The 13,829-nt window shown below is 63.8% G+C and carries 18 protein-coding genes; 8 read left to right on the top strand and 10 right to left on the bottom strand.

All coding sequences use genetic code 11. The features are described 5' to 3' along the window. Window positions 1–4: 4 nt before the first annotated feature. Window positions 5–1,198, bottom strand: coding sequence for an ABC transporter substrate-binding protein (locus BRAS3843_RS34575; RefSeq protein WP_008973893.1), 1,194 nt, complete (start codon window positions 1,196–1,198; stop codon window positions 5–7). A 120-nt stretch (window positions 1,199–1,318) separates the two neighbouring features. Between BRAS3843_RS34575 and BRAS3843_RS34570 the strand changes: the two genes are divergently transcribed. Continuing rightward, the gene (locus tag BRAS3843_RS34570; protein ID WP_050886585.1) at window positions 1,319–1,816 is read left to right on the top strand and encodes a DUF3280 domain-containing protein; all 498 of its coding nucleotides are present in this window, start codon (window positions 1,319–1,321) and stop codon (window positions 1,814–1,816) included. Window positions 1,817–1,885: 69 nt separating this feature from the next. Here BRAS3843_RS34570 and fghA read toward each other — a convergent pair whose 3' ends face one another. Then, window positions 1,886–2,731, bottom strand: a complete 846-nt coding sequence (gene fghA / locus BRAS3843_RS34565) for an S-formylglutathione hydrolase (RefSeq protein WP_008973891.1) — start codon at window positions 2,729–2,731, stop codon at window positions 1,886–1,888. Between the two features lie 36 nt (window positions 2,732–2,767). Next, window positions 2,768–3,388, bottom strand: coding sequence for a response regulator transcription factor (locus tag BRAS3843_RS34560; protein ID WP_008973890.1), 621 nt, complete (start codon window positions 3,386–3,388; stop codon window positions 2,768–2,770). 146 nt (window positions 3,389–3,534) lie between these two features. Between BRAS3843_RS34560 and BRAS3843_RS34555 the strand changes: the two genes are divergently transcribed. The 4 genes from BRAS3843_RS34555 (at window position 3,535) to BRAS3843_RS40095 (ending at window position 6,016) form a co-directional block, all read left to right on the top strand. Next, window positions 3,535–4,890 carry a histidine kinase gene (locus BRAS3843_RS34555; protein WP_008973889.1) on the top strand — a complete coding sequence of 452 codons (1,356 nt, stop codon included), beginning with the start codon at window positions 3,535–3,537 and terminating at the stop codon, window positions 4,888–4,890. Window positions 4,891–5,029: 139 nt separating this feature from the next. Continuing rightward, entirely contained in the window at window positions 5,030–5,383 is a 354-nt protein-coding gene (locus tag BRAS3843_RS34550; RefSeq protein ID WP_085967067.1) for a hypothetical protein, read from the top strand. A gap of 20 nt (window positions 5,384–5,403) precedes the next feature. Then, window positions 5,404–5,661: a hypothetical protein gene (locus BRAS3843_RS34545; RefSeq protein WP_008973887.1), complete on the top strand. Its 258-nt coding sequence runs from the start codon at window positions 5,404–5,406 to the stop codon at window positions 5,659–5,661. A gap of 178 nt (window positions 5,662–5,839) precedes the next feature. Next, window positions 5,840–6,016: a DUF2934 domain-containing protein gene (locus BRAS3843_RS40095; protein ID WP_083841504.1), complete on the top strand. Its 177-nt coding sequence runs from the start codon at window positions 5,840–5,842 to the stop codon at window positions 6,014–6,016. A gap of 48 nt (window positions 6,017–6,064) precedes the next feature. Here the strand turns inward: BRAS3843_RS40095 and BRAS3843_RS34540 are convergent, their stop codons facing one another. Then, window positions 6,065–6,403: a hypothetical protein gene (locus tag BRAS3843_RS34540; RefSeq protein WP_035983788.1), complete on the bottom strand. Its 339-nt coding sequence runs from the start codon at window positions 6,401–6,403 to the stop codon at window positions 6,065–6,067. Here BRAS3843_RS34540 and BRAS3843_RS34535 point away from each other — a divergent pair. Continuing rightward, window positions 6,402–6,836: a CBS domain-containing protein gene (locus tag BRAS3843_RS34535; protein WP_008973884.1), complete on the top strand. Its 435-nt coding sequence runs from the start codon at window positions 6,402–6,404 to the stop codon at window positions 6,834–6,836. The genes BRAS3843_RS34540 and BRAS3843_RS34535 overlap by 2 nt on opposite strands. Before the next feature lie 47 nt (window positions 6,837–6,883). Continuing rightward, entirely contained in the window at window positions 6,884–7,741 is an 858-nt protein-coding gene (locus BRAS3843_RS34530; RefSeq protein WP_008973883.1) for an SDR family oxidoreductase, read from the top strand. A gap of 149 nt (window positions 7,742–7,890) precedes the next feature. Here BRAS3843_RS34530 and BRAS3843_RS34525 read toward each other — a convergent pair whose 3' ends face one another. The 3 genes from BRAS3843_RS34525 to BRAS3843_RS34515 form a co-directional block, all read right to left on the bottom strand. Beyond that, the gene (locus tag BRAS3843_RS34525) at window positions 7,891–8,454 is read right to left on the bottom strand and encodes a DUF2478 domain-containing protein (protein ID WP_008973882.1); all 564 of its coding nucleotides are present in this window, start codon (window positions 8,452–8,454) and stop codon (window positions 7,891–7,893) included. A 232-nt stretch (window positions 8,455–8,686) separates the two neighbouring features. Beyond that, window positions 8,687–9,232 carry a carboxymuconolactone decarboxylase family protein gene (locus tag BRAS3843_RS34520; protein ID WP_008973881.1) on the bottom strand — a complete coding sequence of 182 codons (546 nt, stop codon included), beginning with the start codon at window positions 9,230–9,232 and terminating at the stop codon, window positions 8,687–8,689. A gap of 2 nt (window positions 9,233–9,234) precedes the next feature. Next, on the bottom strand, window positions 9,235–9,789 hold the full coding sequence (locus BRAS3843_RS34515; protein WP_008973880.1) for a peroxiredoxin: 555 nt from the start codon (window positions 9,787–9,789) through the stop codon (window positions 9,235–9,237). Window positions 9,790–10,066: 277 nt separating this feature from the next. Between BRAS3843_RS34515 and BRAS3843_RS34510 the strand changes: the two genes are divergently transcribed. Beyond that, on the top strand, window positions 10,067–11,179 hold the full coding sequence (locus BRAS3843_RS34510; protein WP_008973879.1) for a mechanosensitive ion channel domain-containing protein: 1,113 nt from the start codon (window positions 10,067–10,069) through the stop codon (window positions 11,177–11,179). 6 nt (window positions 11,180–11,185) lie between these two features. Here the strand turns inward: BRAS3843_RS34510 and BRAS3843_RS34505 are convergent, their stop codons facing one another. The 3 genes from BRAS3843_RS34505 to BRAS3843_RS34495 are packed head-to-tail and all read right to left on the bottom strand — an operon-like array spanning window position 11,186 to window position 13,752. Next, complete coding sequence (locus BRAS3843_RS34505; RefSeq protein WP_008973878.1) at window positions 11,186–11,896, bottom strand: DUF1045 domain-containing protein; 711 nt, start codon at window positions 11,894–11,896, stop codon at window positions 11,186–11,188. A gap of 10 nt (window positions 11,897–11,906) precedes the next feature. Further along, window positions 11,907–13,094, bottom strand: coding sequence for an alpha-D-ribose 1-methylphosphonate 5-triphosphate diphosphatase (locus BRAS3843_RS34500; protein ID WP_008973877.1), 1,188 nt, complete (start codon window positions 13,092–13,094; stop codon window positions 11,907–11,909). Further along, window positions 13,087–13,752 (bottom strand): DapH/DapD/GlmU-related protein, encoded by a 666-nt coding sequence (locus tag BRAS3843_RS34495; RefSeq protein ID WP_008973876.1) that lies wholly within the window; start codon window positions 13,750–13,752, stop codon window positions 13,087–13,089. Before BRAS3843_RS34495 ends, BRAS3843_RS34500 begins: the two co-directional genes overlap by 8 nt. Window positions 13,753–13,829: the final 77 nt, after the last annotated feature.

Here is a 13,829-nt window from a genome sequence, read left to right as displayed (position 1 = left end):
CGCCTCACTGCAATTTACATTTCGTTTCGGGGCGATCGACGCCGAGCGTGTCGAGCTCGGAGAACTGGTGCAGGAAGCCCTCCTGCGGCGAGACCGAGACGATCATGCGCCCGTCGGCCAAGAGAATGGGCTGGCGAAGCTGCAGGTTCCAGTCGCGCAGGGTCAGTCGCGTGCCCTTGAAGGCGGCGATCGAGAAGTTCGGTCCCTTGATGAAGTCGCTCAGCGCCTTGGCATCGCCTGAGTTGGTGCGCGAGGCCGCTTCGCCGATCATCCGCACGGCCGTCCAGGCCTGCATGTCCAGCGCGTTCATGCGACGCGACGCCAGCTTCACGAAGCGGTTCTGCAGCTGCGTTGCGCCCCACTGGTCCTGCGCAGGGTCCCAGCTGGTTGGCTTCAGTCCGGCCGAGCCGGCCACCGGGCGCGGATCCCAGGTCCGGTAGGGCAAATAGGAGGCAAAGACCTCGCTCTCGTCGGCCGCGACCAGCACGTCATAGCTCGGAGCCCGCTGCGTGAACACCGGCATCTGCCGCTGGATCAGGGTGACGCCGCTATCTGTGCGGCGTGCGCCGCCGGTGTCCTCGAATGTGCGCTCCTCGACGATCTTGGCGCCGAAACGGGTGGCGGCGCGGCGCAACGCATCGGCGAACAACTTGTCGTTGTCGTGTGAGCCGGTCACCAGTAGCCAGCGCTTCCACTGCTTCCACACCAGATATTGCGCGAGACCGTCGGCGAGCATGGAGCGAGTTGGCGCGACATGGATCACGTTGGCGCGGCAGTCCTGCTCGCGCAGGCGGTCGTCGGTGGCACCGACATTGAGCAGCGTGACGCTGCGCGCGCGCAATGCGTCCGCAACCTTCAACAACGCCTCGGCGGGCAGGTTGGCCAGGATGAAGCTGGCCTTGGTGGCAAGATCGTTGGCAGCTTGCGCAGGATCTTCCTCATCCTTCACACGGCGATCGAGCAGCGTGAAGCGCTGGTTGAGAAACTTGCCAGTGGTGTTGTTGTCCTCAATCGCGAGCCTTGCGCCGGCGACTCCGTCGTCCGCGGCCGGCTGGTCGACCGGTGACAAGGTTTGCGGCACGGTTGCCCGACCGAGGTAACCGATCGCGATGTCGACCGGCTCCGCCGCCACGGCAGATGTTGCAAAGGCGGCAAGGCTGATCGCGCCGATCAGCAACCGGATTGCAGGTCCTCCCAATGTTCCCTCGCTTCTCCTGGAGCGTTTCTCCTTGCAAGATGAACGAATTGGCCTAGCTTGCAACCCCACTTTCGTTTGCACGACGCTATTTCGGATCACGACCGTGAAATTGGCCGCCTTATTGACTTTGTTGATGCTGCTCGCCGCGGCCCGCTGCGCGCCGAGCCGCCGAAGGTCGTGGTCTTCGACTTCGAACTGATCGATACCAGCCTGCAGGGCGAGGTGCAGGGACCCCGGCAGGACGAGGCGGCGCGCATGGCCCGGGCAGCGGAGCAGCTGCGCCAGGCGCTGGAGCAGTCCGGCCGATATCGCGTGGTCGATCTCGGCCCGGTCAGGGATGCCGCGCACAACAGCAATCTCCAGGCCTGCGGCGGCTGCGACGTCAAGCTGGCCGCGCAGTTAGGGGCCGATCTCGAGATCACCGGCGTCGTACAGAAGGTCTCCAACCTCATCCTCAACATGAACATCTATCTGCGTGACGTTCACACCGGCTCGCCGGTTGCGGCGATGAGTGCCGACATGCGCGGCAATACCGACGAGTCCTGGTCCCGCACGATGGATTGGCTGGTCCGCAATCGGGTGCTGGCGCCGAACTACGGTGCGCCGCAGGCGCAGTGAACCAAGAGCTGGCAAATGGTGATCACCCGTTGGCACGGGTGATCACCGCTTTTTGGCCGCGAGACGCCTTCAGCTGCCGAGCCGTGCTGCGTGCCAGCGCAGATGATCGCACATGAAGGTGGAGATGAAGTAGTAGCTGTGGTCGTAGCCTTCCTGACGGCGCAGCAGCAGCGGAATGTTGGCCTTTTCGCAGGCGGCCTGCAAAAGCTGCGGCCGGAGCTGCTCGCTGAGGAACTGGTCGGCATCGCCATAATCGACCAGGAGATCGGAGAAGCGCGCGCCGTCTTCAATGAGCGCGACGGCGTCGTGCTTGCGCCAGGCCTGCTTGTCATCGCCGAGATAGCCACCGAGCGCCTTGTTGCCCCACGGCACCTGGGAGGGTGCGACGATCGGCGCAAACGCGCTGGCCGCGCGATAGCGATCGGGATTGCGCAACGCCACGGTCAGCGCACCGTGCCCGCCCATCGAGTGGCCCATGATCGATTGACGGCGGGAATCGATGGGGAAATGCGTTGCGATCACGCTCGGCAGTTCCTCGGTCACGTAGCTCCACATGCGATAGTTGCGCGCATAGGGCTCCTTCGTCGCATCGACATAGAAGCCGGCGCCAAGGCCAAAATCATAGGCGTTATTTGCGTCGCCGGGCACGCCTTCGCCACGCGGGCTGGTGTCGGGCGCGACGAAGACGAGGCCGAGCTCGGCGCAGGCGGCGCGGAATTCGCCCTTCTCGGTGACGTTGGCGTGCGTGCAGGTCAGGCCGGACAGATACCAGACCACGGGAAGCTTGGCGCCTTCGGCATGCGGCGGCACGAACACCGAGAAGGTCATCTCGGTCTTGGTTTCGGCGCTGGTGTGCCGGTAGACGCCCTGCGTGCCGCCGTGGGATTTGTTGGTGGAAACCGTCGTAAGCGTCATCGTTAATATCCTGTGAGGGGAGGGCGGCCGCGTGGATCAGCCGACGCCATGCGCGATCGCGAGACGGACCAACTCGCCGGAGGTTTTCACCCCGAGCTTGTGACGAATGATCGAGGCGGTGTTGGCGACGGTCTTGTAGGAGGACTGAATGAGCCAGGCGATTTCCGACAGGCTCTTGCCGGCGCTGAGCAGCCGCAGGATCTCCATCTCGCGCGGATTGAGCTTCGCAAGCGGACTCTGCGCAAAGGTCGGGCCGGCAAAGGCGATGCTGCGCGCGATCGCGGGCGGCAGATAGGTCTCGCCGCGCCCGACCTGGCGGATCGCCTCGACCAGATCGTTGGGATCGCCGCTCTTGGAGACATACCCCTTGGCGCCGACGTCGATGGCACGTGCCGCGAAAGCCGGATCGTCGTTCATGCTGAACATGATCAGCCGCGCACCCGCCTCGTGCGCGAGGATGCGGCGTGCGAGTTCGAAGCCCGAGACGGTCGGCAGGTTGATGTCGATGACGGAAACCTCCGGGCGCTCGGCAAGGAAGGCCTGCTCACCGCTTTCGGCGTCCGAGGCTTCGAGCAGCACCACATCCGCCTCGCCCGAGAGCACGGCGCGGCAGCCAGATGCGACAATGGGATGATCATCGACGATCAGAACGCGCATGCCTTGGGTTCCCACAGTGTTGCATCGCTTGTTGCAGTGCATCAAAGGTGCATCGCGTGCAATGTCGTGCTTGGATTAGATCGCCCGCCGATTTGTCTGTCAATGTCGGCGGGCTAAGTGAAACCAGACGCATCGCGGATCAACAAATGTGGCACAATTTGTCCCTGCGCGCCCGGATCAACCTGCTGCTTGCACTGGTGCTGACGCTTGGACTTGCGGTCAACATCGGCAGGCTGGTTTGGGAGGCCGGTCCGCGCGTGCGCGCGGAGGATCAGAGCGTGATCCGGCTGGCGCGCGGCTTTGTCGAGACCATCGTCACAGGGCTGAACGAAGCACAGGATCCGGACGCACAACTGAAGCGCATCGTCGGCGATCTGAGCCAGCTTCGTCACGTCAGCGTCACCAGGCAGAATGCTTCGCTGGTACAGAGCACCGATCGCTCGGGTGAAGACATGCGGGCGGCGCCGGATTGGTTCGTCGCGCTGGTGCATCCGGCGAAAACATCTGTCGTCGTTCCCGTTACGATTGCAGGACAGCCGGACAGGTTGGTGATCACGTCGCATCCAGACGATGAGATTGCCGAGATCTGGGACGGCATTCTGACCCAGCTTGTGGTGGGATCGGTCATTGCGACCGTTCTGTTCCTGATCACCATGCGCGTCGTCGATCGCGCGCTGTCGCCGCTTGCCGACCTGTCGCGGGCAATGGCCGAGATCGAGGGCGGTGCCTATGACGCCCGGGTGAAGCCGGGTGGATCGCCGGAGCTCGCCGCAATCTGTCAGAAGCTCAATCATCTCGCTGCAACTTTGGGGGAGGCGGTGGACGAGAAGCGGCGCCTCGCGGAACGTACGGTGTCGTTGCAGGATCACGAACGCAAGGAGATCGCCCGCGAATTGCATGACGAATTCGGGCCACACTTGTTCGCACTGCGCGCGCATGCCAGCGCCCTGATGCGGCTCGCCGAAGCCGGCGCAGTCGATGTCGCGGCGATACGCAGGCACGGGCAGGCGATCCTTGACCAGGTGAACGCCGTTCAGCAGTTCAACCGCCGTATTCTGGAGCGGTTGCGGCCGATCGGGCTCGCCGAGTTGGGTTTGCGCGAGGCCTTGGGGGCGCTCGTCCGGCTATGGCGAGAGGCGCGGCCTGAGGTTGCGATCAAGACCCGGATTTCGGATGCGCTCGGCGCGCATGGCGAAACCGGCGATCTGACGATTTATCGCGTGGTGCAGGAATCGCTCACCAACGTGTTTCGCCACGCTGAGGCGACCGCCGTCGATGTCGCCATCGAGCCGGCGACGCCGGAGAGCTACCTGCGTGGCGGCCGCAGCTACACGCGTGTTTGCATTCGCGACGACGGCCGCGGATTGTCGCCCGATCACAAGCTCGGCTTCGGCTTGACCGGCATGCGCGAGCGCTTGCTTGCGCTCGGCGGCAACCTGACTGTCGCGTCGGTCGAACGCGGGGTCATTGTCGAAGCCATCGTTCCTGCGGACGCGGCCTGATGCCGACTGTTGCTGGCGAGCGGTCCCAAACGTCTGCGCAGGAACCATCATTGGATCAGCGAATTTGACGAGCAAGACGCGGCAGGCGTGACCCGTATTCCCGGGCCAGTGACTGCCTTTGCTTTGCGGTGATCAGATGATGAAGAGGTTGATCGCGTTAGGCTTCCCCGTCTTGCTGGCGGCGTGGCCTCTCCACCATGCGCTGGCGCGCGACGATGGCCGCTATGCCAACTCGCCCCTGAAGGCTTGGTTCGATAGTTTGAAAAGCGGACGCGGACCGTGTTGCTCGGACGCCGACGGTCTTGCTGTGTCCGATCCCGACTGGGACATGCAAGGCACGCATTATCGGGTGCACCTCGATGGGGAGTGGATCGTCGTACCGGACGATGCCGTCATCACGGAGCCGAATCGCTCGGGCCGCACAATGGTCTGGCCGATCAAGGGCTCGCTCGGCACCTCGATCCGCTGTTTTATGCCGGGAAATCTCAGTTGAACGAGCGGGACTGCCGCGCGATGACCGACCTCGATCAGAACAAGGAGCTTAATTCTCGCCGGCAACGGCGCGGGATCGGGGCCACCATGCTGATCGCGGTGATTGCAGCCATCGTCATCGTCGCGGCCCTGTTCTGGCTCGCGCCGAGGCGCAACCAGACCGCGAGCGACAGCGCCAACAGCAACACGCCGACGATCGGCCAAGGCGCGGGCGGGCCGACCGGTCCGGCGCCGACCATGCCGAGGCAGGCAGCGCCGAACGACAGCCGCAAGCGTTAGCGATTAGCAACTTTTGGGAGCGGTAAGCCGCCCGCAGCCGACCTGGCTTGGAACTACATCCGCTGTTGGGCATTGCCGATGTAGGTCGCGTCTACAGGACGTGCCTGCACGGCCTGGCCTCGCTGCGCCAGCCCCGGAGGGGCGGGCCGTGCACCGCCTCTCGCGTGAGATCGTGCCCATGGACCAGCCGACGGACGAAAAGCTGCGTGAGCGGGCTCATCAGCTCTGGGAACAGGCCGGCCGGCCCGAAGGCCAACAGGATGAGTTCTGGTATCAGGCCGAGCAGGAGCTGCGGGAGATGGAGCAGCTGCGCGAGCAGGCCGAGGCGCCGCCGCCGACCATTCTGCCCGGTTGAGCTCCTGTAATCGAACGCCATTTCCGACGTGGTCAGGCTGCTCCGCGATCAGGCGGTGTGGCCAGGATCGACGTGGTCAGGCGTCTTCTTATCGCGTTGCGGTGTCATCTTCGCCGGATCGGGTCCGCCGGGAACGCCGCGCGGGCCGAGCTGGTCACGCTGAATATCGTCTTCCGAACGTTCGGGTTCGCGGCCGTTGGGCTCAACTGGTTTGATCATGCCGATGGTCCTTCCCGAGGGGATGTCAGGAGCAATGCGCCGGCAGGCGGCGTGTTCCGAAGCCCCGAAGCACAGGACGATTTGGAACGGCCGATCCTGCTCCGCGTCTGCAGTTTCGAGAGCCGCCGAGGTCGATGCCGCGCCGAACCATGTCGAGGAGAATGCCATGAAGGTCTCTGACGTGATGACCACTGACGTTCAGCTTTGCACGCCCGACGACACGTTGAAGGACGCCGCCGAGGCGATGGCGGCGCTCGATATCGGACTGTTGCCGGTCACCGATCATGACCGTCTGGTCGGTATGATCTCCGACCGCGATATTGCCGTGCGCGCCGTCGCCGCCGGCCGTGGCCCGGAAACCAAGATCCGTGAGATCATGACGCCCGAGGTCAAATACTGCTTCGACGATCAGGAGCTCGAGGACGTATCCTGGAACATGGGCGACATCCAGGTGCGGCGATTGCCGGTGCTCAATCGCGACAAACGGCTGGTCGGCATCATCTCGCTCGGCGACATCGCCCGCACGCGCGACGGCGACGCGACTGCTGCCTCCCTCCACCAGATTTCACGGCCGGGCGGCCAGCATTCGCAAGCACTTTGATTCGCCATGCGACCACCTCGATCCAGCGTTGTCAGCAGGAGCGCCTGATGTCCGATTATCCTCGCCCGCCATTTCCGCCGCAGTCGCAGGACATGCCGGGAACGAGCGCGGCGATGCAGCCGCGCCCCGACTGCGGCGAAAGCAGCTACAAGGGCTGTGGCCGCCTGCAGGGCAAGAAGGCCGTCATCACCGGCGGGGATAGCGGGATTGGGCGCGCGGTCGCGATCGCCTATGCCCGCGAAGGTGCCGACATCCTGATTGCCTATCTCAACGAGCATGAGGATGCCAAGGAAGTGAAGGCGTTGATCGAGAAGGAAGGACGAAAGGTCGTCCTCGTCGCGGGCGATTTGCAGGATGCTGCCCATTGTCGCGCCGTGATCGAGCGTGCAGTCGAAGAGCTCGGCGGCATCGACATTCTCGTCAACAATGCTGCGCATCAGGCGACGTTTGCAGATATCGGCGATATCTCCGACGAAGAATGGGAGGCGACCTTCCGCACCAACATCCACGCGATGTTCTACCTCACCAAGGCTGCTGTGCCGCACATGAAGCCGGGCAGCGCGATCGTGAACACCGCGTCGGTCAATTCGGACATGCCCAATCCCAGTCTGCTCGCCTATGCAACCACCAAAGGCGCGATCCAGAATTTCACCGGAGGCCTGGCGCAGATGCTGGCCGAGAAAGGCATCCGCGCCAATGCGGTCGCGCCCGGTCCGATCTGGACGCCCTTGATCCCTTCCACCATGCCGGAAGAGAAGGTGAAGAGCTTCGGCGAACAGGTGCCGATGAAGCGCGCCGGACAGCCAGCCGAGCTTGCGACCGCCTATGTGATGCTTGCCGACCCGCTCTCCAGCTATACGTCGGGGACCACGGTTGCCGTGACCGGGGGCAAGCCGTTCATTTGAACGCTGAGTGCTGTTGGATTGCTTGTGCAGCTTGGGATTGCTTGTGCAGCTTGAGATCAGGAGCCCTCAAGCTCGTTGAAGGCTTCGCGCGTTGCGAAACGCGCTCGATGAGCGCACGCTGCATGATCGCGAACGCGCCTTGCAGGACGTTATGCAGAGGTCTCGCGCGCGCGGTGCAGCCCCGACGACATCTCGCGCCACCAGGCGTCGAGCGCGTCTCGCGACGGCTGCAAGGTCGTTCCGCAATTGGCCGTGAATGCCTGCCATTCTGCGACGCATTTTTCAGGAACGGCTGTCAGGACCGGTATCCCCGATACGATCGCTTGGGCGAGTTCATCGCGCAGTCCGCCACCGGCCGCTTCCTGCTTGGCGAATTTGTTGACCACGATCAGGTCGACCCGGGCGTCAATCGCCCGCTGAACGGCCACTGCGGCCTCGGCAAGACCGCCGGCGTCGAGCGTGCATGCCATGGCGCCGCTGCCGAGCGGCTGACAGATGGAGATCGCATGACCGTCGGCCAGATCGATCACTTCCATGCCGGTTTTCTTGCCGACGGCATCGCGGACATTGTTCTGGACGACGCCGCCGACGCGGACACCCTGGCGCAGCAGTGCTTGCGCGAAATCCGAGAGGAGGCTGTCGGCATCGTCGGTCGGTCCATAAAGCACCGCCGCGAGGGGACCGAGATCGAGGTCAGCAGGATCTTGGATCATGGCGCTGCCTCCGCTTGCTTTGGCGTCATACGCTTTGCCGGCTCGGCGAGCCCGGAGATGTGATCGTCACGACGACGACGCTACGCGACCCGTCGCAGGTCTGCAACCGATGGCTTGCGCAATCGATGCTTATGCAACCGATGCGCCGATTCCCGGGCCGCGGCGGTATTGCTCGATCTCCGTGAAAAGCCCGCGGCCAATGTCAGGCCGCGGACTTTTGAGTCGCTTGCGGCTACTCGGCTGCCTGGACGAGGGGAAGCCCGGCCGCTTCGATCGCCACCGCGACCGACTGGATGATTGCGGCGAAACGGACCGCGGTCTGGATCGTGGCGGCGCTCACGCCGGCATCGTTCAGCGCCTTCTCATGCGCATCGATGCAGGTGCCGCAGCCGCTGATGGCGGAGACCGCCAGCGACCATAGCTCGAAATCGGCCTTGTCGACGCCAGGATTGGCGATCACGTTCATGCGCAGCCGCGCCGGCATCGTGGCGTAGTCCTTGTTCGAGGCAAGGTGCACGAAGCGGTAATACACGTTGTTCATGGCCATGATCGCGGCCGCGGACTTTGCTGCCGCAAGTGCAGCCGGCGACAAGTGCTCGACGGCAGCCGCTTCCAACGCAGCCACGACAACCGGATTGCGGGTCGCGATCGCGCAAGCCACGAACAGGCCGTATTTCGCCTGCGGCGACAGGGTCTCGTCCGACGCCATCGATGACAGGTTCAACCTGACGTCCTTGGCGAAGTCCGGGATCTGGTCCTTCAGCTGGTCGATCGACATGATCAGGCGACCTTCAGCGTCGCACCGCCCACTTCACGGTTGCAGGGGCAGAGCTCGTCAGTCTGCAGCGCATCGAGCACGCGGAGCGTGTCCTTCGGGGCGCGGCCGACGTTGAGGTTGGTCGCATAGACGTGCTGGATCGTATTGTCGGGATCGACGATGAACGTGTAGCGATAGGCGACCCCGTCCGGCGAACGTACGCCGAGACCATCGACCAGCGTGCCCTTGGTGTCGGCAAACTGCCAGATCGGCAACTGGTGCAGGTCCTTGTGGTCGCGCCGCCAGGCCAGCTTGCAGAACTCGTTGTCGGTCGAACCGCCGAGCACGACGGCATCGCGATCCGCGAAGTCCTTCGACAGACGCGCGAATTCCGCGATCTCGGTCGGGCAGACGAAGGTGAAGTCCTTGGGATAGAAGAAGATGATCTTCCACTTACCGGGAAAGCTGCTTTCCGTCAGGGTTTCGAAGGCGCTCTCGCCCTTCTCCTCCTGGAAGTGAAAACCGGGCTTCACGCCGACGATTTCGAACGACGGCAACTTACTTCCAATTCCGAGCATGGTGCACTCCAAGAAATTACTGCGCTGCAATAGCGAGGCGTATTGTGCATTGCAAGCGATATGCCATTCACTTGCAACATCAGTGGATTGTCAGGAAAGCAACAATCGGCAGCGTTATGCTGCAACTGCGTATTGTTGGCGTGTAGACCTGGAGAGGGCACGCCGTTCCAGGCACCTCGGCCATGCATCAAGCGCATGCTGCAGTGCAGCTGCCGGGTGATCCGAGGACGCGCTGATGAGTTGGTCTCGCTCCCAAAATGGAAGGGAGAGAGCGGGCATGCAGGAATTGGTCGAGCGGATCTCTGGCCTGGCACCGGAATGGGTGGTCGGACCTGGTTTGATTGCGGGCGCCATCATCGGCGCACTCTTGATCTACAAGGTCATCCGCGCGCTGGTGAGACGGACCATCGGTGCACGGAACTCGATCCTGCTGCCGATCCTGCAGCGAACCGCCGGACCTGCTCGCCTTGCTCTCTGTCTGATTGCCGTTGCGTTGGTCCTGCCGCTGGCGCCGCTGAGCGACGGCTGGCGGCCGGCGCTGACGCATGTTTTCGCGGTCGCGACGATCGCGCTGATCGGCTGGATCACGATCCGCGTCGTCGATCTCGCCGCGACGCGCTATTTGCAGCGCTTCCGCAACGACATTGCCGAGAACTTCCTGGCGCGCAAGCACGTCACCCAGGTCCGGGTGTTCAAGCGTGTCACCGACACCCTGATCATCATCGTGGCAGTTTCGACTGCGCTGATGACGTTCGATTCGGTCAGACAGTATGGCGTTAGCCTGTTCGCCTCGGCCGGTGCCGCCGGTGTCATCGTCGGTCTCGCGGCGCGGCCACTGCTCAGCAATCTGATTGCCGGCGTGCAGATCGCTGTCACCCAGCCGATCCGGATCGAGGACGCCGTGATCATCGAGAACGAGTGGGGTTGGGTCGAGGACATCGCCTCGACCTACGTCGTGATCCGCCTGTGGGACTGGCGGCGGATGGTGGTGCCGCTGTCCTATTTCATCGAGCGCCCGTTCCAGAACTGGACGCGCGATGCAGCCTCCCTGATCGGTTCGGTGATGTTGCATGTCGATTATGCGGCCGACGTGCCCAGGATCCGCAAGCGGCTCGAGGAGATCGTGAAGCAATCCAAATTGTGGGATGGCGCGGTGGTCAATCTGCAGGTCACCGACACCGACTCGCGCACCATGGAATTGCGTGCGCTGGTCAGCGCCCGCAACGCGCCTCAGGCCTGGGATCTGCGCTGCGAAGTCCGGGAGAAGCTCATCGCCTTCCTCCAGAAGGAGATGCGCGACGCGCTGCCGCGCGACCGTGCCGACATCTCGCCACCGCTTGCCGTGTATGAGGATCAGGCGCCGACGCGTTACACCGGCGCATCGCACTGACGCGCGTTATCGGGCAGCGCTGCTCGCGAGCGGCCAGGCGCCGATGATGCGGAAGCGCGTTGCCGGATCGGATTGACGGAACAGGGCGATCGAATCGACGGCGAGCTGCGCGAGGCCAATCTCGGCAAAGCGTGCCTGCAGCATCGACAGGATCGGCTCGCGACGCGCGGCCTCAAGCCGGCACGTCAATGTCATGTGGAAGCGGAATTCCTCCATGACGTACGGGTAGCCCCAGGCATCGAGATATTCAAGCTGGCGCGGCGGCAGCGCCTCCGGTCGTCTGCGCGCGCGATCCTCTGGGCTCATCGGCGCGCGGAAGGTGTCGAAGGCGCAGACGCAATCCGCTGCGAATGCCTGAAGCGCGTCAGATCGATCGCCTGGCACGACCGCAATAAAGCCGCTGATCGCCGCCACCACCGGTCGGATGATCGGGATCGTGCGCGGCGGGGCCGCGAAGGCCGCGCACGCTGCGATCAGGTCAGCTTCGCTCTTTCCAACGGCGAGTCCGAACGGCGCTTTCAACGTCGCATGGAAGCCATATTTGCGCGCGTCTTCGGTCAGGTCGCGCCAGTCGGGGACGACTTTCACAATCCCGTCCGCAAATGCCACGTCACGACCGCTTCTTGCGTCATAGCCGAGCAGAGCGTTGCCGAAGCCATCGAGCGGGCCCGCTGCGGGCGGCGCATAGTAGATCGCATAACGTGGAAATTGGGCCATTGTCGTCGACTTACTCCGCGGCCGCCGCGCGAGCGTATCGTGACGCTGTGAGCCGGTCAGCTTCAGTCAGGTAGACCACGCGGCCGTTGGAGATCACGGCGACGATGCGCGGCCGCATAGGCAATCGATCGTCGACCAGGACGATGTCCGCGCGGCGACCATCGGCAATCGTGCCGCGGTCGGACAGGCCCGCCGCGCGTGCTGGTCCGCCCGAGACAAGGTCCCATGCACGTGCCAATGGCAGCACACCGTCGGCGGCGAGGCGAAAGGCGGCGAGCAGCGGCGCCGGATAGTAATAGTCGGAGGCCAGCACCGAGCAGAGGCCTTTTGCGATCATGTCGCTCGCCTTGGTCCATCCCGTGTGGCTGCCGCCGCGGACGACATTCGGCGCGCCATAGACGATCGCATCGCCGCCCGCTGCTGCTTCCCGCGCCGTCACCTCATTGACTGGGAACTCGGCAATGGTCACGCCCTGCGCGCGGAAGGCCTTGCGCATCGCCGGCGTATCGTCGTCATGCGAGAGCATCCGCACGCCGGCGTCGCGAGCGATAGTGGCCAGGCGCGCAATCGACGCCGGCACCTCATCGGCGCGCGAGACGATTTCGGCCACCAACCGATCGAAGGCCTCGCCGGATAGTCCGGTCCGGTCGACCATGCGCTGGCGCTTCTGCGGCTTATCGAGGGAGGCGAGCGTCGAATCCATGTGATCGTTGAAGGCGAAGACGTCTATCCGCCCCGCTGCCAGCCACTGTCCGATCTCCGCCTCGGCATCGAGATTGTAGGTTTCGTGACGGAGATGGAAACGCGTGTCGGCTGCAAGCCGCGGCCGCAAGGCTTCGATCGCTTCGAGTAGGCGGCGTGCATTGTCGCCGCTGCGCAGGCCGGGCTCCCACGACCAGGTCGTCGCGTGAAACACTGTGGTGATGCCGTTCGCGATCGCCTGGCGGTCGCTGTCGATCAGCGCCACGTCGACCGGGAAGCCGACGCCGGGACGCGGCTCCATCTGGCGCTCGAACGCGTCGCCATGCAGATCGACGATGCCGGGAAGAACGAGAAGCTCGCGCGCGTCGAGTTCGAGGTCAGACCCGCGGCGGATTGTGCCGATTCCGGCAACCTTACCTTGGGCAATGAAGAGGGATGTTTCGACGAATTCGTCGCCGAGCAGTGCCCGGCCACCTGAGACAATGAAATCAGTCATGAGAGGCACTTTGCCGCACCCGGTCACTGACGTCGAGTGCTGACTCATATTTGCTCAGAAAATCACCGATCGCCAACTGCCGGAAGTCCGGCAATGCCGCGCGCAGCGCCTCGTGATCCCAATCCCACCACGCCAGCCGGACAAGCCGTTCGGCGATCTCTTCCGGAAAGCGACGTTTGATTGGGCGGGCGGGATTGCCGGCGACGATCGTATAGGCCGGCACGTCCTTGGTGACGATGGCTCCGGCCGCAACCACCGCGCCAGTCCCGATGCTGCGGCCGGGCAGCACGATCGCGCCATGGCCGATCCAGACATCGTGACCGATCTTCACGTGATGTTGCTTGCGCCAGGCAAAGAACTCGGCGTCGTCGCTTTCGCCAGGAAAATAGGCGCTGGCGCGATAGGTGAAGTGGGCTTGCGTCGCCCGATGCATCGGATGGTTGCCGGGATTGATCCGCGTCATCGCCGCGATCGAGCAGAATTTGCCGATGCTCGTATAGGTGATCTGGGCGTCGTTCACCACGTAGGAGTAGTCGCCCATGGTGACGTCGAGCAGCATCGTGCGTGCGCCGACTTCGCAATAAGCGCCAAGCGTCGAGCCCTGAACGCTGGCGCTGGAATCGATGGTAGGGGCTGTCCCAAGCGTTTTGCCGGCCATCTCGATCTCTATTACCTCTTTACCTGCTGCGAATCCCGTCTTCCATCACGGTGATGACGGTGAGGTGACAAGTCCGT

The sequence above is a fragment of the Bradyrhizobium sp. STM 3843 genome (genome assembly GCF_000239815.1).
Lineage (GTDB): Bacteria > Pseudomonadota > Alphaproteobacteria > Rhizobiales > Xanthobacteraceae > Bradyrhizobium.
The sequence above is the reverse complement of the archived record's forward strand: the minus strand, read 5'-3'. Positions and strand labels throughout refer to the sequence as shown.

Bases quoted from the DNA above. Each gene is read 5' to 3' on its own strand.
- fghA (WP_008973891.1), bottom strand. From the start codon at position 2,731: ATGACGCTTACGACGGTTTCCACCAACAAATCCCACGGCGGCACGCAG.
- BRAS3843_RS34560 (WP_008973890.1), bottom strand. From the start codon at position 3,388: ATGCGCGTTCTGATCGTCGATGATCATCCCATTGTCGCATCTGGCTGC.
- BRAS3843_RS34555 (WP_008973889.1), top strand. From the start codon at position 3,535: ATGTGGCACAATTTGTCCCTGCGCGCCCGGATCAACCTGCTGCTTGCA.
- BRAS3843_RS34550 (WP_085967067.1), top strand. From the start codon at position 5,030: ATGAAGAGGTTGATCGCGTTAGGCTTCCCCGTCTTGCTGGCGGCGTGG.
- BRAS3843_RS34545 (WP_008973887.1), top strand. From the start codon at position 5,404: ATGACCGACCTCGATCAGAACAAGGAGCTTAATTCTCGCCGGCAACGG.
- BRAS3843_RS40095 (WP_083841504.1), top strand. From the start codon at position 5,840: ATGGACCAGCCGACGGACGAAAAGCTGCGTGAGCGGGCTCATCAGCTC.
- BRAS3843_RS34535 (WP_008973884.1), top strand. From the start codon at position 6,402: ATGAAGGTCTCTGACGTGATGACCACTGACGTTCAGCTTTGCACGCCC.
- BRAS3843_RS34540 (WP_035983788.1), bottom strand. From the start codon at position 6,403: ATGGCATTCTCCTCGACATGGTTCGGCGCGGCATCGACCTCGGCGGCT.
- BRAS3843_RS34530 (WP_008973883.1), top strand. From the start codon at position 6,884: ATGTCCGATTATCCTCGCCCGCCATTTCCGCCGCAGTCGCAGGACATG.
- BRAS3843_RS34525 (WP_008973882.1), bottom strand. From the start codon at position 8,454: ATGATCCAAGATCCTGCTGACCTCGATCTCGGTCCCCTCGCGGCGGTG.
- BRAS3843_RS34520 (WP_008973881.1), bottom strand. From the start codon at position 9,232: ATGTCGATCGACCAGCTGAAGGACCAGATCCCGGACTTCGCCAAGGAC.
- BRAS3843_RS34515 (WP_008973880.1), bottom strand. From the start codon at position 9,789: ATGCTCGGAATTGGAAGTAAGTTGCCGTCGTTCGAAATCGTCGGCGTG.
- BRAS3843_RS34510 (WP_008973879.1), top strand. From the start codon at position 10,067: ATGCAGGAATTGGTCGAGCGGATCTCTGGCCTGGCACCGGAATGGGTG.
- BRAS3843_RS34505 (WP_008973878.1), bottom strand. From the start codon at position 11,896: ATGGCCCAATTTCCACGTTATGCGATCTACTATGCGCCGCCCGCAGCG.
- BRAS3843_RS34500 (WP_008973877.1), bottom strand. From the start codon at position 13,094: ATGACTGATTTCATTGTCTCAGGTGGCCGGGCACTGCTCGGCGACGAA.
- BRAS3843_RS34495 (WP_008973876.1), bottom strand. From the start codon at position 13,752: ATGGCCGGCAAAACGCTTGGGACAGCCCCTACCATCGATTCCAGCGCC.